Below are 23,679 nucleotides of genomic sequence, written 5' to 3'. Positions count from 1 at the left end.
CAGCCAGAAGCGGAACGGATAGCTGTCGTGTCACACAGGCGACCGACAAAAAGGATGAGTCATGCGCATCGGCAACCGCGAAATTGGCCCCAACCACCCTCCCCTTGTGATCGCCGAGATTGGCATCAACCACGGCGGAGATCTTTCTGTTGCCAAAGAGATGGTGCGCCTTGCCGCCCTCTCCGGCTGTGAGATGGTCAAACATCAGACGCATTTTGTCGACGACGAGATGACCGACGAAGCCAAAGAGATTTTCCCGCCCAATGCGGATGTCTCGATCTGGGAAGTTATGGAGCAGTGTGCGCTGTCTGCTGAGGAGGAGCTGGAGCTGATGCGCTATACAGAAGAGCTCGGCATGATCTTCATATCCACGCCTTTTTCCCGCCGCGCTGCAGATTTCCTGGCTGACGCCGGCGTGCCTGCCTACAAGATTGGCTCCGGCGAGGCGGACAACCTGCCCCTGATCCGCCACATCGCGTCTTTTGGCAAACCGGTGATCCTGTCCACAGGCATGCAGACCATCGACACCATGCGCCGATCTGTAGCGATCCTCGAAGACGCTGGCATTGAGTATGCGCTGTTGGAATGCACCAACCTTTACCCGTCGCCACCTGAGATCGTTTCTCTGCGCGGTGTGACCGACCTGAAAGACGCCTTTCCAAACGCGGTTGTGGGCTTCTCGGATCACTCGATTGGGCCGGAAATGGCCTTGGCGTCTGTGGCACTGGGGGCCTGTATTCTGGAACGGCACTACACCGACACGCGGTATCGCCAAGGACCGGACATCATCAACTCGATGGACCCGTCCGAGCTGCGCCACATCATCGAACGCTCCCGTGAAATCTGGATTGCCGCCAACAACCCGAAACAGCGTACTGAGGCCGAAGAGTCTGTGTATGCCTTTGCTCGCGCCTCTGTGGTGGCAGACAAAGATCTCCCAGCCGGCCACGTGATTGGGGAAGAAGACATCTGGGCGCGCCGTCCCGGCTCCGGCGAGATCCCCGGCTATGACTTTGACAAAGTGGTGGGCAAAACCCTTACGAGAGCTGTCACGCGCAACACGCAGCTTAAGTGGGGCGATCTTTCTTGAGTGCGGTGCCTGAAAATCTCGGCGTCTGGTTGATCAATCTGCCCAAAGACTCAGACAGGCGTAAAACCATGATGTCTCAGCTTACTAAGCTGGGGATCGAGGCCACTTTGATTGAGGCGGTAAACGGAAAGGAAAGAGCGGACGAGTTAGCACAGCGCGTGGATTCTACTGCATATGCGCGCAATATGGGGCAACCGCTACTTCCAGGAAAGATGGGCGTTTATGCCAGTCACGTGGGTGTCTGGGAGGCATTCTTGGCCAGTGACAAGGAGGTCGCTTTGATCTTGGAAGACGACGTTGTCTTTCACGACGACTTTTTGCGTGCCCTGGAGACGGCCTTATCCGAGCGGTCGCGCTGGGATCTCATTCGCTTCAATTGCATTCGCGCTAAAATGCCTGTCAGCCAGGGCACCAAAAACGGCTATAGTTTCAATGCGTACATCGGGCCCTTTACCGGGAACGCCTGTTACTTGATAACCCGAGAGTTGGCAGCGAAATTACTGCCCAATATCTGGCCGCAAACGCGCGCCATGGATCACGAGTTGAACCGGTTTTTTCGTCATGACTACCGTCAGATTGGTCTCGAACCGTTTGCCAGTCATCCTGATGATGGCGGCGTTTCCACCATAACCGGAGCAGATTTCAATAAAGTCAAAAAACCACATTGGACCAAACGCTTGCCGCATTTTCGTTTGAAAGCTGCAAATTATCTACGGCGTTTTTGGTGGTTGTTTAGAAATCGAATGCTCTTTTAGGCGTTCCCGAAACACCGGGGTCAAAACCCTAGTTTTGCCAAATCTCGTGGGTATTTCGGAAGTACTCTATACATGCACGGTTCGCTTCAACTCTGCCATGACCTTCGTGAACAAGCTTCGCCAAGGAGTCCCCTCGAAGATTTACATTGTGTCCCGACGACCGCACTTTTCGTTCAGTATTGAGCCAAATCGGAATTCCCCGGCGTTCCAAACACCCGGACAACCACACATCGTCTACAGTCCAAAGTACGTCTGGGATGTGATAGCATTCTTCGTCAAAGAACTCGGGACGAACCAAAACGCCTCCCCAGCCCTCAAGTATGTCGACGTAGCCGGAAGCATTGGCTTTGGACGGCTTCCACCGCCCCAAACTCATCGCCCGCTTCAGTCGATACTTAACATCCTTCTCGATAAAACCGGCGCGTGGTTTCCGCTCTCCTTGCCATCCATCGTTTGCGTAGTGCGGCGCGTTCAAATGGCCACCTTCTTCACAAATACAGCAGTCCGGGTGGGTTTTGGCGGCATCAACAAAACGCTGCGCCCAAGTTGCATCATAAAGTTTGTCGTCGTCGCAAAAAAGAATGTGAACATCTTGCCCTCGGTACTCGCGAGCGGCGGGAAGAACCTTTGTTGCCGGCCCCAAATCTTCATCAACAATGCGCAAGTTGACCCCATTGGGTACTCTGGGTAATTCCTCTAAATCATACTCAAAGCGCTTATACTTTCGCGCAACGTAAAGGTTGATTGCCTCAATTTCTGCGGTTTGTTCCAACAGGTGCGACAGATTTTCACCAACAAATGGGAACCGTGGTGGAATAGTTGTCAAGGAAAGCACTAGACGTGTCATTGCACTTTTCCTTTGAGAACGCCGCCATACTTAGTCCAATAGTCGACCATCCATGGTACACGACCTCGTCCGTAGTGTGGAAACCTGTCCCAATTTCCGACTGGGGGATCGATCAAATCAATCGGACGCGGTCGGCCGTGAAAACACAAGATTTTTGAAGTCGGCGCTCGTGGGTGCAGAACACGGTCTAAAACAAGCGGACGGCGCAAATGGTATTTGAAACTTTGCAGCCATGCATCCGGCCAATACGTTATTTCACCGTATCCCAGGTCCGCGAACTCTCCATGCAGAAAATCTTGTTCATTCCCGTAACGTTCCAGGTGTTCATCCATATTTGCCACGAAGTGATCTACAACTTGACCGACCTCCCCAATATCGAATGCAAAAATGCCAGTCCCAGTTCGCGCAGGACCGGATTTGTAACGCCACGGGCGAGAATCCAAACAAACAAATGCCCCAGGAAACGCGAACATCTCAGACAAATCACCTGAAATCACCGTATCCAGATCAATAAACAGAGCCCGACCTTTCAAACCGTACAAGTCGCTTACAAACACCGAAAGCTTTGGCCAGGCTCCCGCTTTCCAGGCAGATTGAGGCAGACCAATTTCGGGAATTGGATGTGTCACAACGTCAGAATCAATGCCTTCTGGGTCATCTGTTAAGCACACAAAAATAAAATCTTCATCCAAATTGGCCTTCGCCGCATTGAAGAGAACATTTACGTACTCAGCGGAGTACAAAGTGCCCCACTTCATTGTCAAAATGACCCGGTTCATTTGTCGACCTTTCCAAGTGACATTGGCGCACACTGACACGGCTTTGCGCATGGCCCGACTCCTAGCTTTGAGCCCCCCAAAAGTCCAGCAGCCTCGCACAGCTAACGCTATCTTGTTTTCCCCAAATCCCCCGTTTAAATTCCTGGAAAACAGATCAAAAGGCGATGTGATCCGGGCCCGCCCCACCTCGCTCACTGTCCGGGAGACGCAGGTGACCACATCATCAGACCAAGCCAAAGGCGTGCTTTTCCTCACTGGCACCCGCGCCGATTTTGGCAAGCTGGAGCCACTTGCAGTCGCCACGCGCGACGCTGGTTTTGACGTCTCGTTTTTCATAACCGGCATGCATATGCTGGAACGGTATGGGCGCACCAAAATTGAAGTCCATCGCATGCCGGGCGTCACCAAGCACGAGTTTCTCAATCAGCGCCCAGGCGATCCACAGGACATTGTTTTGGCCAAGACCGTCACTGGGTTCTCAGATTATGTGACAGAGACACGCCCTGACCTCGTTGTCGTGCACGGGGACAGGATCGAAGCCCTTGCGGGTGCGCTGGTGGCTGCGACAAACTACATCCCCTGCGCTCACATCGAAGGCGGTGAAGTGTCTGGCACAATTGATGAAATTTATCGTCACTGTAACACTAAACTGGCCAGCCACCATTTTGTCAGCTCGGAAGACGCCAAGCGTCGCGCGATGGCAATGGGCGAATCGGAAGGCGCGATCCACGTGATTGGCTCCCCAGAGCTGGATTTCCATGCCGGTGCATCTGGTGTGACCTTGGACGACGTCAAAGCCCGCTACGACATCGCTTTTGATGATTTTGGCTTGGTAACCTTTCATCCCGTGACCTCGGAGCAGGCCACTATGGGCGCGCAGGCACAGGACTTGTTTGATGCGCTGGAGGCCTCGGGGCGCAACTTCATTGTGATCGCACCAAACAATGATCCAGGGTCTGACGATATTTTTGCGGTGCTCGACAGATTGCCCGCCGAACGTTTTCGTCAATTCCCGTCGATGCGGTTCAACCATTTCTCTGAGATGATGAAAAACGCGGCCTGCATGGTGGGCAACTCTTCTGCCGGTGTACGCGAGGCGCCGTTTCTTGGATTGCCTTCTCTGGACATTGGCACCCGCCAAACCAACCGCGCACAATCCGGCTCCGTCTTCAACTGCGCCGCCAACGACCGGGCCTCTATTGATGCATTCCTTGCGAAGGAATGGGGCCACCGCCACGTGCCACATACTGGTTTTGGGGAAGGTCGCGCCGCCGAACGTTTTGTGGAAACCCTGCAGGAAGCGAGCTTCTGGACCCAAGGTTTGCAGAAAGCCTTTCATGATCTCACATAGGTCAGTATCTATACTGCCCATCCTGCGCTTCGGCGCCCTGCAAGTTAGGAATGCACCCCCATGCCCCTGAAATTACGAGCTTTTCTTGGGCTCTGGTCGCTTCTGTGGCATCTCTTCTTGCCGCTGGTTCTTGCCTACCTACGACGCCGAGGCCGCAAGGATACACTCTACAGTCAACATCTGAGTGAGCGGTTTGGCCGCTATAAAACACCTATGCAGGGAGCCGTTTGGGTGCATGCGGTATCGCTGGGCGAATTGCGCAGCGCGGTACCGCTGATCGAAGCGTTTTTGAACCGGGGTGAAAAGGTCGTGGTCACACAGTTCACTCCGGCAGGCCGTCGTGAGACCCAAACGGTGTTTGCCGAAGCTATCGCCAAAGGCCAGCTTCAAAGCGTCTGGGTACCGTTGGAAACCTCCTGGGCGTTTCGCGGCTTTTTCAAAACCTTCGCGCCCAAGTTTGGCCTTGTGATGGAGATCGAAATTTGGCCGCGTATGGTGATGGCTTCCAAACGTGCGGGTGTGCCTCTCTTTATGTGCAACGCGCAATACCCCTCCAAGTCCATTGTCAAAGACCAGAAGTCATTTGGCTTGCGCTCTGCTGTTATGGCCCAGTTTGCGGGGGCCTTTGTGAAATCTGACTTGCAAGCGGAGCGTTTTGCCGCCGTCAACGTGCCTAACATTCACGTCACCGGCGAACTGCGCTTTGACCAACCCATTCCGCCGCACTTGACAGCGGCCGGCCCAGTAGCGCGTGACTGGATTGGGGCTTCGAAGCGACCGGTTGTGACTTTTGGTTCCACCGTGGAAGGCGAAGACGCCCTTTACATCGCGACGATGAAGAAGATGCTAGCAACTTCAGCCACCAAACCATTGTTTGTTTACGTCCCTCGTCGGCCAGAGCGGTTTGACGAAATTCATGACATGCTGGTCACTGAAGGTTTTGACGTTCTGCGCCGCTCCGCCGCTTTGCCGAAAGCCATTTCCGCCGAAGCCATCACGGACACCCCTCCCCCCAACGCGCAACCCGACATCTTCTTTGGCGACAGTCTCGGAGAGATGTATTTCTATCTCTCCATGGCCGACAAATCTGTGGTGGGCGGCGGTTTTGTCCCGGCGGGCGCGCACAACATCATCGAGCCATTGGCGCTCAAAAAACCGGTGATCACCGGACCGGAAACCTGGACGATCGAGTACCCTTTTGAAGAGGCAAAGGCCGCCGGCGTAGCCTGTGCAGAAGCTGATGCAGCTGCTTTAGCTGAGGCGCTTTCAGGAGATTTCACACCATCTGAGGCCGAAATCAACGCATTCTTTGAGGACCATGCGGGCGGCACGCAGAAACTGCTGCAAGCGATCCCGAACGCGCTCGCAGCAGCGAAATCACATAATTAAAGACGACCTGCGTTCAACTCGCCAAGCAGGTACTGCACCAGCCCAAAATCATGCGGCTCGTCGATATCGAACCCCCGAATTGAGGGGATTTCAAACGGCAAAACCCGCCCTTCGTAAATGGTCTTTGCTGTCTGCAGATATTCCGGTGCCACCACATAGACACAGCCGACGTGTTCATAGACTTTGGGCGCTGACTGGCGCGCCCAAACGCCACCCGGCAGCTTTTTGCAGACCTGAAGCGCCCCATCTTCATCTGGCTCGACCAAATTAAAATATGGGTTTTTTCGTGCCTCACACACGCTCATCACCATGTCCGGCTTCTCGGTTTCAAACAGAGACAACGCCCCAGTTATGTCCTCTGGAACCCGCAATGGATTTGTGCAATCCAGATCCAAAAACGCAGAGACTTGTTGGCCCAACGCCTGCTCACTGGCCTCCAGCGCATGCTGCCATACCCCCCATTTCGGCGCAGTGTCTGTTGCCAGCTCCGCAGGACGCAAACCAATCTCCAAAGCGCCTTTCGCAATTGCATGCGCGTAAATCTCTTCATCGTCCGTCGAGACCACAACAGCGTCTACTTTCGGATGTGCAAACAACATATCCAAAGACCAATCTATCAGCGGCTTGCCTTGAATTTCGCGAAAATTCTTGCCAGGCACGCCTTTGGAGCCTCTGCGCGCGCCAATGTGTCCAAGAATCATGTGTCGTTCCCCTCTTCACGCACCGCAAAAGCACGCCATTCGAGCTAAGTGTCACCCAACACAGCCGCATAATGGCCGGACAGGGCTTTCCCTTGGTGTTACGACGCACCCCGCGGTGGTGCAATCGCAATTTGCCGCATCCCGCTTGCGCCGCTGGTCTTTGAAACTTAAGTATCGCGCGACACATTGATGTAGAACATGCAGGGCGCAGGCAGCATATGAGCACTTCCAAGAACGATTTTGGCTACAAGCTGAGCGACGCCGTCATTCGGGGCTTTTTGTCCCTGATGCTCAAATTACCCTACGATACACGTATGAACACAGTGGCCTGGTTGGCGGACCACGTTCTGGCACCGCTTTCTGGCAACCGTCGTCGCATCCGCGCCAACCTTGATTTGGCGATGCCCGAGCTTTCCACAGCAGACCGCGAGAAAATCGTACATGAAGTGGCACAATCGATGGGCCGCATGCTGATGGAGACCTATTCCGGAAAAGAGTTTCAAGAACGCGCGGCGGCTGCGAAAATTGAGGGCCCCGGCAACGCAGTATTGGAGCAGGCACATAAAGACGGCAAAGCTGCGCTGTTGGTGACTGGGCATTTTGGCAACTATCTAGCTGTGCGCGGATCTTTCTTGTCTCGCGGCATGCCTATTGGTGTTCTCTATAAGCGTATGTCGAACCCCTTTTTCAACGAACACTACGTCGCTGCCATGGCCGACTTTGGTGAACCGATGTTCGAACGGGGGCGTCGCGGCATGTCCAATATGCTCAAGCACCTGCGTGGCGGTTGGTTTGTCGGCATCGTACACGACCAGCGTATTAATGAAGCCCCCATCTATGATTTTATGGGGAAACCAGCTCGCACGGCGGAATCCGCTGCTGAATTGGCTTTAAAGTACAAAGTGGACTTGGTTCCTTGTTACGGCATTCGACAACCAGATGGCAGCTTTGTGATCGAAACCGAAGCGCCCATTCCCCACACAAATGCGCAGGAAATGACCCAAAGGCTGAATGACAGCTTGGAGGCCATAGTGCGTCGTCACCCTGGTCAGTGGATGTGGACTCATAATCGGTGGCGCGACGCCGGCAATGACACAGACGAGGACCGGGCGCGCGGCAACTAAAGCGCAATTCCCCAAAATCTCCACATTTGCGCGCCACTTTGACCACAGGCGGCGCGCATAGCTAAACTGTGGCCTTTTCTGCAAACTTTTGGCCACACAAGCTGCCTAAGGAGACATCCAATGTATCACGCGCCCCAAGCTGCGGCCGCAGCGCCGTCCCGTCATGCCCGCCTGTGGGAGCTGATACGTCAGCAAAACCTCGCAGCAAAGAAGAAGCCGGCGAATGTGGTTAGAGTTGCGCCAAAGCCAAAGGTTCAAGCCAAAGGCTCTGAAGCTCTGGAAGTGGAGTTTGAGTTCAACACGGACCGGATGCTGAAGTCCGCGTCTAACTCTCTGCTACGCGCGAACTGACCGATTGGTCAGCCCCTAAACCCTGTCGCAACAACAAATTTCTCCGAGCTGTCGGAACGGCTGCTCGGTGGTTTCACATTCGCAACCTTGGTGAACTTCTGCTTCAACAGCTTTTGAAGCTCCCCTTCCGCGCCCCCGGCCAGCACTTTGGCCACAAAGGTGCCGCCCTCTTCCAGCACATCAAAGGCAAAATAGGCAGCGGTTTCACACAGCGCCATGATTTTGAGGTGGTCAGTCTGCTTGTGACCAGAGCTAGACGCGGCCATGTCGCTCATCACCACATCGGCCTTGCCGCCCAGCCATTCCTTGACCTTGTCGTCCGCGCCTTCGTCCATAAAGTCGAGCTGGTGAATATCCGCGCCGGCAACAGCTTCAACTTCCTGCAAGTCGATGCCCAATAGGGTGCCAACTTTCTTGCCGGACTTTTCACCCAACGCATTGATGCGCGGCACGGCTACTTGCAGCCAGCCTCCTGGCGCACAACCAAGATCTACCACACGCGCGCCCGGTACAAGGAAGCGGAACTTATCGTCCAGTTCCATAATCTTGAACGCCGCGCGTCCGCGATAGCCTTCGGCCTTGGCGCGGGCCACATAGGGGTCGTTAAGCTGGCGTTGCAGCCAACGTGTGGATGACAGTTTACGCCCCCGCGCCGACTTCACCTTGATGGTCAAATCCCGCTGTCCACGTCCCGAAGTATTTTTACCGGTAGGTTTCTTGGCCATTTCCGTCACCACATTGCTTTGAAACAAAGCCTTCTAGTCATTTTTGCGCTGTGCTCAAGGGCAACCGTCTTAAAACGGGCCGTCCTCAAGCACGCCATCCGCGCTCATCTGCGCATAAAGCAGCCCCTCGCGCAGGCCACGGTCTGCAACCGAAAGCCTATCCGTGGGCCAACAGCGCAAAAGCGCCTGCAAAATTGCAGAGCCGCTCATGATCAAGGCCTGCCGGTCCAGCCCAATGCGCGGGTCCGCCCTGCGTCCTTTGGGGCCAAGATCAAGATATCCGCGAATAACTTTGTCGATTTGCTCGCTGGTCATGCGCAGCCCATCCACCTTGGTGCGGTCGTAACGGCGTAAACCCAGATGGCTCGCGGCTACCGTAGTCACCGTGCCGCTGGTGCCAATGATCTGAAACCCTTCGCTCGGCGGCGCATCTTTGTAGGGCGCAAACTCACTGAGGTTTTCCTCAAAAAACCAGCTCATCAGGGCAAAGCGTGCCGAGTCGTCTTCGACATCGCGAAACTGATCGCGCAGCGTGGCGACTCCCAAAGGCACAGAAATCCAATCCACCACTTTCGCCGCCGGAAAGGGACTGTCCGCCGAATGAAACCCACTGCGCAACCGCATAATGGCCCGCGCCCGTTCCAGAGGGGGTACCGATGTCAGGTCCATCCAGACCAGCTCCGTAGAGCCGCCGCCAATGTCCACGACCAAAAGCTGTTCGGTCTTGGTGCTCACCAAAGGCGCGCAGGAGATCACCGCCAAACGGGCTTCTTCCTCCGGTTGGATGATCTCCAACTGCAGCCCGGTCTCGCGCCGCACCTGGCGCACAAATTCGCGCGCGTTTTTGGCGCGCCGACAGGCCTCAGTCGCCACAAGCCGCATGCTTTTGACTTTGTGACGCTTCAGTTTTTGCTGACAGATGCGCATGGCCTGGATCGTGCGTCGCATACTGCCACGCGACAGGCGTCCTGTGCTTTCCAGCCCGGAACCCAGTTGGACAGACTTGCTAAAGCTGTCCACCACATGGATCTGACTGCCCTTGGGTTGGGCAATCAACATGCGGCAACTGTTTGTGCCCAGATCTAGCGCAGCGTAAAGCGCGCTGGGATCGGACGGTTTCGGCGCGGGGCTCTCAACCGGTTTAGGGAACGCGCCCGCACCTTTGGGACGCTTGGGCGCCATCGTTACGCCCTCCATTTCGTGTTACTCTCAACGTAGTGCGTCCCCCTGCCCCGCGCAATCCCGTTTCGACGACATTCACTTGTGATGGACACCCGGCCACGTGTGATGGGCACCCGCCGCCCCTCATCTTCTTCATGCAAAGAATTCACAGCCCGCCCCATAGCCAAGCAGGGCTGCCTCTGGCTACAAAGCCCCCACAACAAACCCCAAGGTCGCGTTACGCTGTCCTATTGTCGAAATTGAGCCAAATCGGTCGAGAACCCTGTCCTAGGAATGAAGAACCGATACCGGAGGAATCAAACCCATGCCTGACGTCACCATTGTCTACTGGCGCGATATTCCTGCTCAAGTGATTGTGGGCAAAGGGCGCCGCGGCGCGAAAAAACCTTTGGCCGAACGCTTTGAACAGGCCATCGACCGCGCGGCAATGAAGGTGGGCGCGTCGGATACCGACGCCTACTTGGCGGAATGGCGCAAGGGGGATCCCTATCCTGTGGAGGGCGAGCCAGGTGCCATCGTTGAAAGCGAGGTGGCCCGGCTTGAGGCAGAGTTTGATCAGGAGCGGCTCAAAGCGCTGATCAACAATGAAGGCTGGGCATGACACGCCCCTCTTTTTGGGAGGCCGCAATGGCTTTGTTGAATTTCAAGCGCAAGACCGAGGAGGTCAAAACCACTACGCCAGAAATGGAAGCCTTTCTGAAGGGCTATTCCATTGAGGTTATGCCGCGCACGGCGGCCAAGGTGGAAGACTTCCGCGCCCTCTTGCCTGCTGGCACGCGCGTTTACATTGCCCATATCGAAGGCACGCCCATTGAAGACATGGTCGATACAGCCCGTCGCATCGCGGCCGAAGGCTATGACGTCATGCCTCATTTCCCGGCGCGCATCATCAAGGACAAAGCCACGCTGGAAAACTGGATCGCCATGTATCAGGGCGAAGCCGACGTCAAACAAGGCCTGATGCTGGCTGGTGGTGTGGCCGAACCACACGGCGAATACTCTGACTCCATGCAGCTCCTGGACACCGGTCTGTTTGACAAAGCCGGTTTTGAGCGCCTGCACATCGCAGGGCATCCCGAAGGCAACAAAGACATCGATCCGTCCGGTGGCTCTGCCAATGTCGACGCCGCGCTACAATGGAAACAGGATTTCTCCCAGCGCTCTGACGCCAAAATGGCCATTGCAACCCAGTTTGCTTTTGAGGCCGCGCCAATCATCGAATGGGCCAACGGCGTGAAAGCGGCAGGTGTCGATATTCCGATCCACATTGGCATCGCCGGCCCGGCCAAGCTGCAAACGTTGATCAAATTTGCCATCGCCTGTGGCGTGGGACCGTCCCTTAAGGTGCTGCAAAAACGCGCTATGGATGTGTCCAAACTGCTGCTGCCGTATGAGCCAACCGAGGTGCTGACCGATCTGGCCAACCACAAAGCGGCCAATCCCGAGTTCAACATCGACTCGGTGCATTTCTTCCCACTTGGCGGCATAAAGACCAACGCCAACTGGGCCATTGAAAACGGCGGTGCCTCGGCGCAGCCTGCGAAAGTCTGACAGGATTAAATATGACCCGTACCGTTATTGAATCACAAACAAAAACCGCGATCATGGGTTTTGATCAACCGTTCACCGTGATTGGCGAACGCATCAACCCAACGGGCCGCAAAATCCTGAACGCGGAGCTTGAAGCGGGCGACTTCTCCCGTGTGCAGGCCGACGCGATTGCGCAGGTAGCGGCTGGAGCCACCGTGCTCGACATCAACTCTGGCGCAGTGTTCTCCAACAAAATGGCCGAAGACCCGCGCTATGCCGACAACAACTTTGTTGAGCCGGACCTGATGCGCCAGCTCGTGGAAAAAGTGCAGGAAGTCACCGACTGCCCGCTCTGTATCGACAGCTCCGTGCCTGGTGCGCTGGAAGCCGGTTTGGAAGTGGCCAAAGGCCGCCCGCTGTTGAACTCCGTCACCGGCGAAGAAGAGCGGCTGGAAATTGTTCTGCCCTTGGTGAAGAAATACAACGTGCCTGTTGTGGCGATCTCCAACGACGACACCGGCATCTCCGAAGACCCGGAAGTCCGCTTTGCCGTCGCGAAAAAGATCGTTGAACGGGCCGCAGACTTTGGCATCCCGGCCCATGACATCGTTGTCGACCCGCTGGTGATGCCGATCGGCGCCATGGGCACGGCTGGCTTGCAGGTGTTTGAACTCAACAACCGCCTGCGCAACGAGCTGGGTGTGAATACAACTTGTGGCGCGTCCAACATCTCCTTTGGCCTGCCAAACCGTCACGGCATCAACAATGCGTTCCTGCCAATGGCGATGGCCACTGGCATGACCAGCGCGATCATGAACCCGATCGCCCTGCCCGTCGGCCCTAAAAAGCTGGCCGAGAAAAAGGCCGAAGTTGAAGCCGCGGGCATCATCCTGCCGGAAGGCATGGACGACGAGGCCTTCTGCCAGATGTTTGGACTGGGCTCCACCAAAGCGCGTGCAGGCAAGGAAATGGAGGCCATCCGCGCCGCCAACTTCCTCACCAACAACGACGAAGGCGGCGCTGAGTGGATCAAATTTAATAAGCCACCTGCGGCAGAAGGTGAAAGTGGCCGCGGACGGCGCGGTGGTGGCCGCCGCCGTCGCGCCTAAACCTCCCACATTTCGAACACTCAAAGGGCGGGGATTTTCCCGCCCTTTTTTCTTTGTCTGCAGGGTTTGCGCCGCCGTTTACCGTTTGGTCAGTACTTTCGAAGTAGACATGGCTTACCAATTGGCAAGCTCCTACCATCCGGTAAGATTAGCTTCAGAAACCGAGCTACGCAGGACCCTATCATGTCTCAGCCGTCCCCCGCCCGCGACCGTTACATCACCCTCGCCACCGAAGGGTTTGCCAACCACGGTTATCACGGGCTGAGCCTGGCCAATCTGGCCAAAACCGCAGGCGTGACCAAACAGGCGTTGCTGCATCACTTTGGTACCAAAGACGCGCTCTACAACACGGCGCTGGAGGCGCTTACAGACCGCCTACTGGCGTCGCTCAACGACACGCCTGACGTCTCCCCAAAGCTGCGCCTTATCCTGCATTTTCAAGACCTTCTCGGCGGCGAGACGGACAGCACAGCAGACGCCCGCCTGATCCTGCGCAACCTTTTGGACAGCACCACAGAAACCGGCGTTGCGCCATTGAAACCCTACCTCAAAGCGCTGCTGGATTTGGCACGCGCGGTGCCCGCAAAAAAGGCGGCCACCGATATGGAATTGTTGCTGGGGCTTTATGGCGTGATTGGCAGCGCGCAATACCTTCTGATCTCCGAGGATGCTCTTGCTGCCTTTTTGCGCAACGAGGATACCGCCGCTCAGAAATCCGCGCGCCAAAAAGCAGTTGCGGCCCAGCTCAAAGCTTTTCTGGACGCTGACTAGGAGCCTTACCAAATGGCAAGGCGCCTCCGACTTACCATTTGGTAAGAGACAGTCTTCCGCCCCGATCCAAACCGCACTTCCACCAAACACGCAACTTTAGCGGATCGATTAACCCGAGATTCACCAGTTTACCATCACAGTGAGTCCATGCAGGCCACTTTGTCACATACGACCACCGGCCAAAATTGGCTGGACCAGGTGTTTTCCTCCTTCAAATCCGGAGAGGCCGGCGCCGTGCGCCGCCGCATTCAGGATGTTGAAGCAGAATGTGGACGCGCCGCTTTGGAGCTTGCGGTGCGAAAACGCGGCTGGCATCTGATCGAAACCGACCGTGACTTCATCATTCTGTGCACGACCGGTTCGTTCAAGATCATCTGTTAAACGAGCTATCCCCGCTTCTTTTGGGACCGGAAATCAAAGGCGCCATCCGTCTCTGTGCCTTGTTTACCAAACAGACTGTGTTTTTGAATTTTCTGCGTACCGGTTACCGGAATATCATCCATGAACCGGATCCACCCCGGCGCCTTGTAGTAGGCCAACCGCTCAAAACTCCAGTCAAACAGCTCTTGGGCTAGTGCGTCGTCCACTGCGCCAAGTACTTGAATACAGGCCATAACCTCCTCGTCGCGCATCGCATCTGCAACCGCAACAACTGCCACGCGATCGACCTTTGGGTGGTCTTGCAAACAGGCCTCAATCTCTGCTGCAGCGATGTTCTCCCCAGACCGCCGAATGATGTTTTTCTTGCGATCTATAAACGTCACCATGTCTGACTCGTCCATCACCACGGTGTCACCGGTGTGAAACCAGCCACCGCGCCAAGCCTCTTCGGTGGCGTCCGGCAGGTTCAGGTATCCCGAAAATGCGCCCCGTCTGGGTGTCTCGGCACTGTATCGCAATGTCATCTCCCCCGGCACACCGCGTGGAACCTCGACGTCTTTCTCATCGACCACACGAATGTCCAATCCCGGCTGAGGCCGTCCCATCGCGCGGGTATCGATGCTGCGTGGCTCATGACAATCCGCCAACATGCGACACATCTCGGACATGCCCCAGACCTCAATCAACGGGAAGCCAAACCGCTCTTCAAATGGACGGTGTAACGTTGGCTCGACCCCCGCCCCCACAGCCCATTTAACTTGATGTTTTTGTTCCCATTCTTCCGGCTCTCGGTTCATCAAGGCCGGAATGATGATGCCAAGATAATGCGCCGCTGTCGCACCCGTTTCTGCCAACTCGCGCCACCAGGCGCTGGCGCGGAAACGTTCGGGAATGATGTGCGCGCTGCCAGTGTCGATCACCGCCATAAACAGCAGGATCGCAGCGTTCACATGGAACAGCGGCAGCGGGCAATAGACCTTGGTCACACCTGCCTCAAACTCAATCAGCCCACCACGCGAAGCATACCACTGCCCCATCTCCACTTCATAAGCGTGGCTCATGATGCAGCCCTTTGGTCGTCCGGTAGTGCCGGAGGTGTAGATCAAACTCGCCTCTGTTGCGCCACTTACCGTTTGGTCAGTCGGCGCAGATCGCTTAGCTTGCGGCAATTCCGGCAGGCTTTCCGTCATCTCGACGGTTGGCACGTCCAACCCGCTCTCCGCGATCCCAGCCGCCATCAACTCAGCCAACTCAGGCGCCACCAACGCCAAATTCGCCGCGCTGTCTTGCAAGAGATACGCCACTTCAGCAGGACGATAGTCCGGGTTCACCGGCACCCAACTGATCCCGCGCTTTGCCAGTGCCAGTTTGATCAGGAGCATCTCCGGGCGGTTCTCCAGCAACACGGCAATCCGGTGCCCGTGGCCGTAGCCAGCATCGGAAAGTCTAGCCACCATCTCGGACACACCCTTTGCCGCCTCCCCATAGGTGCACAGATAGCCATCCGGATGATAGTTGCGCGCCGCATTGGCAGGCACCTGCAAAAAGCTATGGTTTGAAAACGCCTTAGCCCGCGCATCAAACAACGCTCCAATGGTTTCAACCATCGCGAAATCTCCTCTTCCCCATCTCGGAGCGTACCCAACGACAGCCCGGGGGCAACAACAAGAGTGACGTACCGTTGGCCGTAGTTATACGGGTTCGCCGCGTGCGCGAGCTTCGTCCATTAATTGGCCGTTAAACTCTGCGCCAAGCACAAAAATTGCTGACATCAGATAGAGATAGACCAACGCGGACATGATCCCGGCCAGGCCAGCATAGGTCACGGAATAGGTCGAGAAGCTGCTGATGTAGAAAGTGAAGGCTTTCGATGCCACATACCAAAGAACCAAACAAAGCAAGACGCCTGGCCACAGACTTTTTGCCTTATGTGGCACCCCTGGGAGCCACCTGTGGCACGCATATAGGTAGAACATGGTTACGCCAAAAATTGTGGCTTGCCGAAACTGATCGTTACTCAGGATCGATTGATCCAGCCACGGCACCAGGTCGTCAAAGAAGTGTATGGCGATGGGCACAATCACGCTGATCACACCCGCCACTGTGAGTAATGCACTGCCCACCACAACAAACAAAACTGCTAGTGCGCGGACTTTCCAAAATGGGCGTGGGTCGGTTTCGCGGTAAGCGTCTGTGATCACCAAGCGTATGGCATCTACACCGTTTGAGGCAAAAATAATTGCCAAAACAGCACCAAGGGTAAGCGTTGAGCTCGCAGACTGCAGCACTGCTCTGAGTTCGTGCTTTATCGGTCCTGCAATCGCATCCGGCCAAGCGCCAATGGCAAAGTCGATGATGTCGTCCACTTGCGCCTGAGGACTCAGGACACCAGCCAAAGAAAGGGCAAACAAGCAAAACGGAAACAGCGCGAACACAAACGACAGCGTTAAATGTGAACTGCGCATAAAGCCGTTTTTGGCGGTGAACCGCGCCACGGTGGCCTGTAGACTGTTAACCAGATGTCTCATAAGTGCCCGCCTCTCTTAAGCTTTTGTCCTCCAAGCCGTCCCCAAAGGTCAAGCAGGATAAGGGCAAAAACAAAACCACGTTGCGATTGGCGCAAAATCACAAAGACATTTCCTAAACTCCAAAAGGATTTGTTTACCCCTTTCCCATATCAGTATCACAGAGGACGACACGGCCTGGGGACAACGCCGCACCACTCCTCCAGAAGACCCGCATCGCCACCTCACTCCCTCCCTCAATTGGTGGTGCGACGACAACGACCAACTTCACTATCTCCCTCCTCCTCCCCCTGCTGGAGTTGGTTGTCGGCACCAAGCGTTACGCCTTGACATTAGGTGCCGGTCTGAACCCAAGTCAGACCACTCACGGACACAAGGCCAGCGCCGGTTGCTCCCACCCGAGCAATCGGCGCTTTGCGTTGTGGTCCCCTAACAAAAAAAGCACCTCCAAGTCGGAGGCGCTCTCAATTCTCAAAACAACAAACGGATCAGTTGGCGGCCAGATACCCCTTGATCTCACTGCCCGCCGCGGCGACGTCACGTCCCGGATTTTCCGGCACGACAATCTCACCTTCCAGCTCCGCAGTAACCTCTTCATAGGTCTTCAGATAATTTTCAGGCAGTCGGTGCGCGATGCCCTGGTGACAGTCGATACAGGTCTTGCCTTCGTCCAAGGCCAGCTGGTGTTGTGCAGCGGCACGGTTTTCCTGCACAGTGAAGTCCATATAGGTGAACTTGTGGCAGTTCCGGCACTCACGGCTGTCGCTTTTCTTCATCTTCACCCAAGAGGCAGAAGCCATCGAAAGACGATGCTCTTCATATTTTTCCTCGGTGTCGATGGTGCCCATTACGGTGTGATACAGGTCTTTGGACGCGAGGATCTTGGCTTTGATCTTGTGCTGCCATTCTTTGGGCACGTGACAATCCGGACAGGTCGCCCGCACACCAGAGCGGTTATTGTAGTGGATGGTTTCTGTGTATTCCTCGAAATTGCGCTCCATCTCATGACAGGACACACAGAACTCTTCGGTGTTGGTCAGTTCCAGCGACCAGTGGAACCCGCCCCAAAACAGAATACCGGCCAGAAACCCGCCAAACAGCAGACCACCCAACGAGTACACAGACGTCGGAGACCACAGCGTCCTCCAGGTGCGACGGAAAAATCCGGGCTTTTTACCGGTGGGATTGTCTTGATCAGACATAGCTACCTTCCTTCTTCCGGGCGTCAGTTGGACGGCTCAAATTCGTTTTCAACCAGCGCAGGCGCGTTGGCTTGCGGCACGTGACATTGGTTACAGAACCAACGTGTACCGGCCACTTCGTCCAGTTGCTGGCCTTCACGGCCCAAGTAGTGGGTCATCGACAGAGTTGGCGCCCCGCGCTCACCCGCTTTGGTCCAGTCGTGACAAGCCAAACACTGGTTGGCGCTCAGGTCGATTTGGTATTGATCGACAGTGTGTGGGATCAGCGGTGGCTGTTGACGATAGTTCCGCGCCACGCGTCCGGACTGCTGGTGCAACGGCTCGTCCAGACGGTTGGAGGCATCAATCGGATCATTGCGTAGAGATTTCACACCGCTTGCCTGATCCGCGACGGCAAACCCGCTGCCAAGAACAATGGCCGCTGCCGTCAGGGCACTGATGAGGGGATGTTTTTTCATCTTTCTTTCTCCTTAGCTTCTCAGGCGGCTTTGCCGACCTTTGGCGCTGGGTTGGTTCGGTCTCGGACACGCCCCGGCGCGGGCGTCTCGTCAAATCGATGGGTAAAGTGGAAAACGTCGACCGAGCACACATCGATGCAGCGGCCACAATTTGTGCAATCAGGCGACAGGATCAGCGGGGTGTCCGCGTCCTTGCCACGCAGCGCAGGGGTGATCACCTGCATTTCCGGACAGACCGCAAAGCAGTCCATACAATCATCACAGGCCGCGCGTTTTTGCGCGGTGACCCGCAAGAGAGACTTGCTGCCCAACAGGCCATAGAAAGCCCCGACCGGGCACAGGTGCCCGCACCAGCCACGACGGGCCAGCAGCAGGTCAAACATGAACACACCAAGGACCAGGGCCCAGGCAAAGCCGACACCAAAGATCAGTCCGCGGTGCAGCATGGAAATTGGGTTCACAAACTCCCAGGCGACGGTGCCGGTCAGAACACTCACGCCGAGGACCATGGCCAGCATGAAATACTTGGTGCCGCGCTTGGGCTGCCAACCTTTCGGCAGGTCCAACTTGCGATGCAACCAACTGGCCGCGTCCGTCACCGGATTTATGGGGCAAACCCAGCTGCAATAAACACGCCCGCCAATCAGGGCATATGTCACGCCAACTATCACCGCACCAATCAGGGCAGTCAGCTCCGGCCAATGTCCGGCCACCATGCCCTGAAGCGCGATGAACGGGTCGGTCAACGGCAGAAAATCAAACGTCAGAGATCCGCTGAGATTGCCTTTCACCCACCAGATGCCAAACCAAGGCCCGAGCAAAAACAGGCTCAAGAAAAACGCTTGGCTCGCGCGGCGCAAAATCAGGAAACGGTAGGCCAACCAATAGCCTTTGTCGCGAATAGCTTCGGCGCCTACCGGCAGTGCAGTCTTGTCACTCATTGCCCCACCCCTCCCATAGTTGCGCCTATTGGCAACTTGAAGGTCGGCTCAAAACCGCCTGGTGCAGCTAGATTATCTGTGCCCGCGCCCGGCAGTCGATCCGGTAGGTCGATAATCTCATCCACGATGTCGGGGCGCTGTTCCCAGCTGCGTTTGTAGTGATCCGCCTGATCGGCCTGCGCCATACGGATCGGCAACACCTTGATCGCGGCCTCGCCCGGCAACACGCAGGATTTTTCACATTTGCCACACCCCGTGCAGTGGTCCGAATGCACCACAGGCATAAAGATCGCATGGTGGCCGGAACGTTCATTGTGTCGCCGCTCCAGCGTGATGGCCTCGTCAATCACCGGACAGACGCGGTAACACACATCACAGCGCAGGCCCAAGGCGTTCAGGCAGTTTTCCTGATCAATAAGCACCGCCAGCCCCATGCGGCTGTCGTCAATGTCGGTCAAGCTTTTGTCCAGCGCCCCAGTCGGGCAGGCAGCCACTCAAGGAATGTCCTCACACATCTCGCACGGTATATCGCGGGCGGTGAAAAATGGAGTACCGGTCGCAGCCCCATCGACACCCAGTTCAGCCAGAACCAGCGTGTCATAAGGACAATCCCCCACACACAGACCGCAACGGATACAGGCGGCCAAAAAGTCGTCTTCTGGCAAAGCCCCAGGCGGGCGAATGGCACGGTCCGGCAACGCTCGCGCGTCTTTGATGAACCACGCCAGTGTCATGCCCGCCACCGCACAGCCTGCCGTTCCGCGCGCAGCATCCTGAAGGAAGCGGCGCCGGGCGGGATTCTTTGGCTGTGTCGACGTAGCGAACATGGCTCTAGCTTTCGATCCTGTTGGAAGTGCGCTTAGACGCGCTCAACCTTGCAGGCACATTTTTTGAAGTCGGTCTCTTTGGAGAGCGGACATGTGGCGTCCAAAGTCAGCTTGTTGATCAGCTGGCCTTCGTCAAACCACGGCACAAACACCACGCCTTTTGGCATCTTGTTCCGACCACGGGTTTCTACACGGCTGTGCATGTCCCCCCGGCGGGTGGAGATCACGATTTCCTAACCCCGGCGCAGACCACGCTCCCGTGCATCCTCTGGATGCATGAACACTTGCGCGTATGGATAGGAACGGTGCAGTTCCGGCACACGGCGGGTCATGGAACCAGAGTGCCAATGCTCCAGAACACGACCTGTCACGAGCCACAGATTGAAATCGTCATCCGGTGCTTCAGCTGGCGGTTCATATGGCGCAAAGATGATCTTGGCCTTGCCGTCCTTGTGTCCGTAGAACTTCACGCCCTCGCCTTCGGGCACATATGGGTCGTACCCTTCACGGAAGCGGTAAAGCGTTTCTTTGCCGTCCACGACAGGCCAACGTAGGCCACGCGCTTTGTGGTAGGTGTCAAATTCCGCCAGATCGTGCGCCTTGCCGCGACCGAAGGAGGCATACTCCTCAAACAGCCCTTTCTGCACGTAGAACCCGAAGTGGTTGGATTCATCGTTGGCGAAGCCTTCCTGCAGCTCGTCCAGACCATATTTGTCGACCTGACCGTTGGCAAACAACACTTCAAACAAAGTCTTGTCTTTGTACTCCGGATTGGCGTCGAGAATTTCCGCAGGCCACACCTCATTGGTGGTGAAGCGCTTAGAGAACTCCATCAACTGCCACACATCAGACTTGGCTTCACCCGGCGCATCCACTTGCTGACGCCAGAATTGTGTCCGACGCTCGGCGTTGCCATAGGCGCCTTCTTTTTCCACCCACATCGCGGTTGGCAGGATCAGGTCGGCGGCCAATGTGGTCACTGTTGGGTATGGGTCAGACACAACGATGAAGTTGTCCGGATTACGATACCCCGGGTAGCCTTCCTCATTCATATTCGGTGCGGCTTGCATGTTGTTGTTACACTGCACCCAATAGGCGTTGATCTTGCCGTCTTTCAGGTCACGGTTCTGTTTCACCGCGTGGGAACCCACTTTGGCGTTCAGGATACCGGCAGGCAGCTTCCACTTCTTCTCAGAAATCGCCCGGTGCTCATCATTGGCCACAACCATGTCCGCCGGCAGTCGGTGGGCAAAGGTACCCACTTCACGCGCCGTACCACAGGCCGATGGCTGACCTGTCAGGGAGAATGGCGAGTTGCCGGGCTCAGAGATTTTGCCGGTCAGCAGGTGCACATTGTACATCAGGCCATTCACCCAAGACCCGCGCGTGTGCTGGTTGAAGCCCATGGTCCAGAGCGACATCACCTTGCGGTCTGGATCCGCATATTGCTGCGCGAGGCGCAGAAGCGCGTTTTCGGAAACACCAGAGATTTCGGCTGTTTTTTCAAGCGTGTATTCAGAGACATACTCTTTGTAGGCTTCAAAATCGATGCTCTCGAGTTTGCCGTTGTTCGGGTTTGCGGCCGCCTGTTGCAGCGGGTGCTCATCGCGCAGGCCATAGCCGATGTCGGTCACGGCTTTGGTGAAGTTCACATTTTCATTCACGAAGTCCCAGTTCACCGCATCATTTTCGATGATGTAGTTGGCGATGAAGTTCAGGATCGCGAGGTCGGTCTGGGGCGTGAAGATCATGCCGTTGTCGGCCAACTCAAACGAACGATGCTCAAAAGTCGAAAGCACATGCACCTGCGCACCTGGCTTGGTCAGACGGGTGTCGGTCAGACGCGACCAGAGGATCGGGTGCATCTCCGCCATGTTGGAGCCCCAGAGCACAAAGGTGTCTGCATGCTCAAGGTCGTCGTAGCAGCCCATGGGCTCGTCAATCCCAAAGGCGCGCATGAAGCCCACCACAGCAGACGCCATACAGTGGCGCGCGTTAGGATCAATGTTGTTGGACAGGAAGCCCGCTTTCATCAGCTTGGCCGCGGCATAACCTTCCCAAACGGTCCACTGACCGGAGCCAAACATGCCAATACCGGTTGGGCCTTTGTCGGCCAGCGCAGCCTTCCACTTCTCCGCCATGACATCAAAGGCTTCTTCCCAGCTCACCGGGGTGAACTCGCCCTCTTTGTCATAGACACCGCCCGTCTTACGCAACAACGGCGTGGTCAGACGGTCTTCGCCATACATGATCTTGGACAGGAAGTAGCCTTTGATACAGTTCAGTCCCCGGTTCACAGGCGCCTTCGGATCACCTTGGGTCGCAACCACCCGCCCCTCTTTGGTACCAACCAGAACAGAACATCCGGTGCCGCAGAAACGGCACGGCGCTTTGTCCCAGCGGATGTCAGGGGTCCCCACCTGCGCCTGGGCCTCTTTCGGCAAAGTGATGCCCGCTGCAGACGCCGTGGCGGCTGCGGCAGAGGCTTTCAAAAATGTGCGACGGGACGTTGGCAATGTCATGGCTGGTCCTCCTTAGAGCGCTTGGGATGCGGTCGCATCTGCGCCGCTTGGTTCAAAATGGTGATAAGTCAGCGTGACCGTGATCACGCCGGGGATCTGGTGCATGTCCATGATGATTTCGGACGCGCGCCGGGTGTCGGTATCTTCCACCGTCACCACGATGCGTCCGTCCTCATGGGCGTGCACTTCGCACCCCTCAGACGCTTCGATCGCCGACACAACGGCCGGCGTTTTTTCAGGCATCGCGTGGACTAGGCATCCGCAGATATTGTACATTCGTTGATCTCGCTGGCAGTTGATGGGCTGGCGGTATGTTGAGACGCTGGGCGCTCAACGGTGATGGCATCAGACGGGCAAGGCGCCACACAGGCGCCACATCCGGTACAGGTTTCTAGGTCAATAAGTGGCGCAGACCGTCCACCGGTCATCAACCGGAAACGGATCGCGCTCTCATCACAATGATCTTCGCAGCTGCGGCAGGTCACGCCTTGCAGCGACAGACAATTGTCACTGACAACGGCACGGTAAGACCAAGTTTGTGTGGGTAGAATAGCTGCGGGTTGGCACGCCTCAGCGCATTCACCGCAAAAGATGCATCCACGGGCGTTAAGGTCGACCATAGGAAAGCCGTCTTCATCAGCTGTGATGATTGCTTGCGGGCAGTTGGCGGCGCAGTCCCCACATCGCGTGCAGGTCTCGACAAAAGACGCCAAATCCAACGCCCCGGGTGGACGTAGAAAATCGCTTTTGTCAAAATGCCCCCCGCAAAAACTCGCGTCTTTGGGGCGAATGGGTCGTCATTCTTGCCACGTAAACACCTGCTGATGTTTTCCTGCTACCTCGTAGTGAGGTCAGGTTTGCTGCAAAACGATTGCCTGTAATTTACTTTAATCATGCCGTGGAAGTGAAAGCCGTCAAAGAACAGATTTAACGGAGCAAAGGACTGGCCATTTGCTCACAAAAACTGCACGCTAAGCAGGAATAGGCGCGATACACATACGCTTTTTTATATGTATCACAATTGCCGTTCCCCACGCTCAAATTCCCTTTTGCAACGGGCAAACCAGACTGGATCATTTTGACTCAACATCGCGATTTCGAGCCATTTGAGCAGCATGG

25 protein-coding genes and 1 pseudogene are annotated in these 23,679 nt (G+C 56.0%); 11 read left to right on the top strand and 15 right to left on the bottom strand.

Annotated features, from left to right (window positions below):
- Positions 1 to 61: 61 nt before the first annotated feature.
- Positions 62 to 1,090 (top strand): N-acetylneuraminate synthase family protein, encoded by a 1,029-nt coding sequence (locus MK208_RS05330; RefSeq protein WP_294114666.1) that lies wholly within the window; start codon positions 62 to 64, stop codon positions 1,088 to 1,090.
- A 5-nt stretch (positions 1,091 to 1,095) separates the two neighbouring features.
- Complete coding sequence (locus MK208_RS05325; protein WP_294115229.1) at positions 1,096 to 1,845, top strand: glycosyltransferase family 25 protein; 750 nt, start codon at positions 1,096 to 1,098, stop codon at positions 1,843 to 1,845.
- Positions 1,846 to 1,873: 28 nt separating this feature from the next.
- On the opposite strand, the gene MK208_RS05320 is transcribed toward MK208_RS05325, so the two are convergent.
- Together MK208_RS05320 and MK208_RS05315 are read right to left on the bottom strand one after the other, a co-directional pair.
- The gene (locus MK208_RS05320) at positions 1,874 to 2,692 is read right to left on the bottom strand and encodes a glycosyltransferase family 2 protein (protein WP_294114664.1); all 819 of its coding nucleotides are present in this window, start codon (positions 2,690 to 2,692) and stop codon (positions 1,874 to 1,876) included.
- Entirely contained in the window at positions 2,689 to 3,522 is an 834-nt protein-coding gene (locus MK208_RS05315; protein ID WP_294114662.1) for a hypothetical protein, read from the bottom strand. The genes MK208_RS05320 and MK208_RS05315 overlap by 4 nt, the downstream gene beginning before the upstream one ends.
- 160 nt (positions 3,523 to 3,682) lie before the next feature.
- On the opposite strand from MK208_RS05315, the gene neuC reads away from it, so the two are divergent.
- Both neuC and MK208_RS05305 read left to right on the top strand, forming a co-directional pair.
- Entirely contained in the window at positions 3,683 to 4,822 is a 1,140-nt protein-coding gene (gene neuC / locus MK208_RS05310) for a UDP-N-acetylglucosamine 2-epimerase (RefSeq protein WP_294114661.1), read from the top strand.
- Between the two features lie 60 nt (positions 4,823 to 4,882).
- A complete protein-coding gene (locus MK208_RS05305) occupies positions 4,883 to 6,211 on the top strand; it encodes a glycosyltransferase N-terminal domain-containing protein (RefSeq protein WP_294114660.1) in 1,329 nt (442 codons plus the stop codon).
- On the opposite strand, the gene MK208_RS05300 is transcribed toward MK208_RS05305, so the two are convergent.
- The gene (locus tag MK208_RS05300) at positions 6,208 to 6,912 is read right to left on the bottom strand and encodes an acylneuraminate cytidylyltransferase family protein (RefSeq protein ID WP_294114659.1); all 705 of its coding nucleotides are present in this window, start codon (positions 6,910 to 6,912) and stop codon (positions 6,208 to 6,210) included. The genes MK208_RS05305 and MK208_RS05300 overlap by 4 nt on opposite strands.
- Positions 6,913 to 7,130: 218 nt before the next feature.
- Between MK208_RS05300 and MK208_RS05295 the strand changes: the two genes are divergently transcribed.
- Positions 7,131 to 8,036, top strand: coding sequence for a lauroyl acyltransferase (locus MK208_RS05295; protein ID WP_294114655.1), 906 nt, complete (start codon positions 7,131 to 7,133; stop codon positions 8,034 to 8,036).
- 120 nt (positions 8,037 to 8,156) lie between these two features.
- Positions 8,157 to 8,387 carry a hypothetical protein gene (locus tag MK208_RS05290; protein WP_294114652.1) on the top strand — a complete coding sequence of 77 codons (231 nt, stop codon included), beginning with the start codon at positions 8,157 to 8,159 and terminating at the stop codon, positions 8,385 to 8,387.
- An 8-nt stretch (positions 8,388 to 8,395) separates the two neighbouring features.
- On the opposite strand, the gene MK208_RS05285 is transcribed toward MK208_RS05290, so the two are convergent.
- Both MK208_RS05285 and MK208_RS05280 read right to left on the bottom strand, forming a co-directional pair.
- A complete protein-coding gene (locus tag MK208_RS05285) occupies positions 8,396 to 9,112 on the bottom strand; it encodes an RlmE family RNA methyltransferase (protein ID WP_294114649.1) in 717 nt (238 codons plus the stop codon).
- Positions 9,113 to 9,181: 69 nt separating this feature from the next.
- The gene (locus tag MK208_RS05280) at positions 9,182 to 10,294 is read right to left on the bottom strand and encodes a Ppx/GppA phosphatase family protein (RefSeq protein WP_294114647.1); all 1,113 of its coding nucleotides are present in this window, start codon (positions 10,292 to 10,294) and stop codon (positions 9,182 to 9,184) included.
- A 304-nt stretch (positions 10,295 to 10,598) separates the two neighbouring features.
- Between MK208_RS05280 and MK208_RS05275 the strand changes: the two genes are divergently transcribed.
- The 5 genes from MK208_RS05275 to MK208_RS05255 all read left to right on the top strand — a co-directional run bounded on the left by MK208_RS05275 (position 10,599) and on the right by MK208_RS05255 (position 14,085).
- Positions 10,599 to 10,895 (top strand): virulence factor, encoded by a 297-nt coding sequence (locus MK208_RS05275; protein WP_294114646.1) that lies wholly within the window; start codon positions 10,599 to 10,601, stop codon positions 10,893 to 10,895.
- 26 nt (positions 10,896 to 10,921) lie between these two features.
- Positions 10,922 to 11,845 (top strand): methylenetetrahydrofolate reductase, encoded by a 924-nt coding sequence (locus MK208_RS05270; RefSeq protein WP_294114644.1) that lies wholly within the window; start codon positions 10,922 to 10,924, stop codon positions 11,843 to 11,845.
- A gap of 11 nt (positions 11,846 to 11,856) precedes the next feature.
- Entirely contained in the window at positions 11,857 to 12,933 is a 1,077-nt protein-coding gene (locus MK208_RS05265) for a methyltetrahydrofolate cobalamin methyltransferase (protein ID WP_294114642.1), read from the top strand.
- Positions 12,934 to 13,116: 183 nt separating this feature from the next.
- Positions 13,117 to 13,704, top strand: a complete 588-nt coding sequence (locus tag MK208_RS05260) for a TetR/AcrR family transcriptional regulator (protein WP_294114640.1) — start codon at positions 13,117 to 13,119, stop codon at positions 13,702 to 13,704.
- Positions 13,705 to 13,851: 147 nt separating this feature from the next.
- Positions 13,852 to 14,085, top strand: coding sequence for an N-(5'-phosphoribosyl)anthranilate isomerase (locus tag MK208_RS05255; RefSeq protein ID WP_294114639.1), 234 nt, complete (start codon positions 13,852 to 13,854; stop codon positions 14,083 to 14,085).
- Positions 14,086 to 14,090: 5 nt separating this feature from the next.
- Here MK208_RS05255 and MK208_RS05250 read toward each other — a convergent pair whose 3' ends face one another.
- The 10 genes and pseudogenes from MK208_RS05250 to napF form a co-directional block, all read right to left on the bottom strand.
- Positions 14,091 to 15,692: an AMP-binding protein gene (locus tag MK208_RS05250; protein ID WP_294114637.1), complete on the bottom strand. Its 1,602-nt coding sequence runs from the start codon at positions 15,690 to 15,692 to the stop codon at positions 14,091 to 14,093.
- A gap of 84 nt (positions 15,693 to 15,776) precedes the next feature.
- Entirely contained in the window at positions 15,777 to 16,580 is an 804-nt protein-coding gene (locus tag MK208_RS05245; RefSeq protein ID WP_294114636.1) for a YihY/virulence factor BrkB family protein, read from the bottom strand.
- Positions 16,581 to 17,098: 518 nt separating this feature from the next.
- Positions 17,099 to 17,812 (bottom strand): NapC/NirT family cytochrome c, encoded by a 714-nt coding sequence (locus tag MK208_RS05240; RefSeq protein WP_294114633.1) that lies wholly within the window; start codon positions 17,810 to 17,812, stop codon positions 17,099 to 17,101.
- A 23-nt stretch (positions 17,813 to 17,835) separates the two neighbouring features.
- Positions 17,836 to 18,270, bottom strand: coding sequence for a nitrate reductase cytochrome c-type subunit (locus MK208_RS05235; RefSeq protein WP_294114630.1), 435 nt, complete (start codon positions 18,268 to 18,270; stop codon positions 17,836 to 17,838).
- A gap of 20 nt (positions 18,271 to 18,290) precedes the next feature.
- The gene (napH, locus tag MK208_RS05230; protein WP_294114627.1) at positions 18,291 to 19,211 is read right to left on the bottom strand and encodes a quinol dehydrogenase ferredoxin subunit NapH; all 921 of its coding nucleotides are present in this window, start codon (positions 19,209 to 19,211) and stop codon (positions 18,291 to 18,293) included.
- Complete coding sequence (locus MK208_RS05225; RefSeq protein WP_294114626.1) at positions 19,208 to 19,669, bottom strand: 4Fe-4S dicluster domain-containing protein; 462 nt, start codon at positions 19,667 to 19,669, stop codon at positions 19,208 to 19,210. The genes napH and MK208_RS05225 overlap by 4 nt, the downstream gene beginning before the upstream one ends.
- Before the next feature lie 36 nt (positions 19,670 to 19,705).
- Positions 19,706 to 19,945 (bottom strand): hypothetical protein, encoded by a 240-nt coding sequence (locus tag MK208_RS05220; RefSeq protein ID WP_294114622.1) that lies wholly within the window; start codon positions 19,943 to 19,945, stop codon positions 19,706 to 19,708.
- A gap of 125 nt (positions 19,946 to 20,070) precedes the next feature.
- Positions 20,071 to 22,560: pseudogene (napA, locus tag MK208_RS05215) on the bottom strand (nitrate reductase catalytic subunit NapA).
- Positions 22,561 to 22,572: 12 nt separating this feature from the next.
- The gene (locus MK208_RS05210; protein WP_294114619.1) at positions 22,573 to 22,803 is read right to left on the bottom strand and encodes a chaperone NapD; all 231 of its coding nucleotides are present in this window, start codon (positions 22,801 to 22,803) and stop codon (positions 22,573 to 22,575) included.
- 8 nt (positions 22,804 to 22,811) lie between these two features.
- The gene (gene napF, locus MK208_RS05205; RefSeq protein WP_294115227.1) at positions 22,812 to 23,351 is read right to left on the bottom strand and encodes a ferredoxin-type protein NapF; all 540 of its coding nucleotides are present in this window, start codon (positions 23,349 to 23,351) and stop codon (positions 22,812 to 22,814) included.
- Positions 23,352 to 23,679 lie beyond the last annotated feature (328 nt).

It is taken from the genome of Shimia sp., from assembly GCF_022448905.1.
In the GTDB taxonomy this organism is placed as follows: domain Bacteria; phylum Pseudomonadota; class Alphaproteobacteria; order Rhodobacterales; family Rhodobacteraceae; genus Shimia.
The sequence above is the reverse complement of the archived record's forward strand: the minus strand, read 5'-3'. Positions and strand labels throughout refer to the sequence as shown.

Excerpts from the sequence above, each read along its gene's own strand:
- MK208_RS05330 (WP_294114666.1), top strand. The coding sequence starts at position 62 with ATGCGCATCGGCAACCGCGAAATTGGCCCCAACCACCCTCCCCTTGTG.
- MK208_RS05320 (WP_294114664.1), bottom strand. The coding sequence starts at position 2,692 with ATGACACGTCTAGTGCTTTCCTTGACAACTATTCCACCACGGTTCCCA.
- MK208_RS05315 (WP_294114662.1), bottom strand. The coding sequence starts at position 3,522 with ATGCGCAAAGCCGTGTCAGTGTGCGCCAATGTCACTTGGAAAGGTCGA.
- MK208_RS05305 (WP_294114660.1), top strand. The coding sequence starts at position 4,883 with ATGCCCCTGAAATTACGAGCTTTTCTTGGGCTCTGGTCGCTTCTGTGG.
- MK208_RS05300 (WP_294114659.1), bottom strand. The coding sequence starts at position 6,912 with ATGATTCTTGGACACATTGGCGCGCGCAGAGGCTCCAAAGGCGTGCCT.
- MK208_RS05295 (WP_294114655.1), top strand. The coding sequence starts at position 7,131 with ATGAGCACTTCCAAGAACGATTTTGGCTACAAGCTGAGCGACGCCGTC.
- MK208_RS05290 (WP_294114652.1), top strand. The coding sequence starts at position 8,157 with ATGTATCACGCGCCCCAAGCTGCGGCCGCAGCGCCGTCCCGTCATGCC.
- MK208_RS05285 (WP_294114649.1), bottom strand. The coding sequence starts at position 9,112 with ATGGCCAAGAAACCTACCGGTAAAAATACTTCGGGACGTGGACAGCGG.
- MK208_RS05280 (WP_294114647.1), bottom strand. The coding sequence starts at position 10,294 with ATGGCGCCCAAGCGTCCCAAAGGTGCGGGCGCGTTCCCTAAACCGGTT.
- MK208_RS05275 (WP_294114646.1), top strand. The coding sequence starts at position 10,599 with ATGCCTGACGTCACCATTGTCTACTGGCGCGATATTCCTGCTCAAGTG.
- MK208_RS05270 (WP_294114644.1), top strand. The coding sequence starts at position 10,922 with ATGGCTTTGTTGAATTTCAAGCGCAAGACCGAGGAGGTCAAAACCACT.
- MK208_RS05265 (WP_294114642.1), top strand. The coding sequence starts at position 11,857 with ATGACCCGTACCGTTATTGAATCACAAACAAAAACCGCGATCATGGGT.
- MK208_RS05260 (WP_294114640.1), top strand. The coding sequence starts at position 13,117 with ATGTCTCAGCCGTCCCCCGCCCGCGACCGTTACATCACCCTCGCCACC.
- MK208_RS05255 (WP_294114639.1), top strand. The coding sequence starts at position 13,852 with ATGCAGGCCACTTTGTCACATACGACCACCGGCCAAAATTGGCTGGAC.
- MK208_RS05250 (WP_294114637.1), bottom strand. The coding sequence starts at position 15,692 with ATGGTTGAAACCATTGGAGCGTTGTTTGATGCGCGGGCTAAGGCGTTT.
- MK208_RS05240 (WP_294114633.1), bottom strand. The coding sequence starts at position 17,812 with ATGTCTGATCAAGACAATCCCACCGGTAAAAAGCCCGGATTTTTCCGT.
- MK208_RS05235 (WP_294114630.1), bottom strand. The coding sequence starts at position 18,270 with ATGAAAAAACATCCCCTCATCAGTGCCCTGACGGCAGCGGCCATTGTT.
- napH (WP_294114627.1), bottom strand. The coding sequence starts at position 19,211 with ATGAGTGACAAGACTGCACTGCCGGTAGGCGCCGAAGCTATTCGCGAC.
- MK208_RS05220 (WP_294114622.1), bottom strand. The coding sequence starts at position 19,945 with ATGACACTGGCGTGGTTCATCAAAGACGCGCGAGCGTTGCCGGACCGT.
- MK208_RS05210 (WP_294114619.1), bottom strand. The coding sequence starts at position 22,803 with ATGCCTGAAAAAACGCCGGCCGTTGTGTCGGCGATCGAAGCGTCTGAG.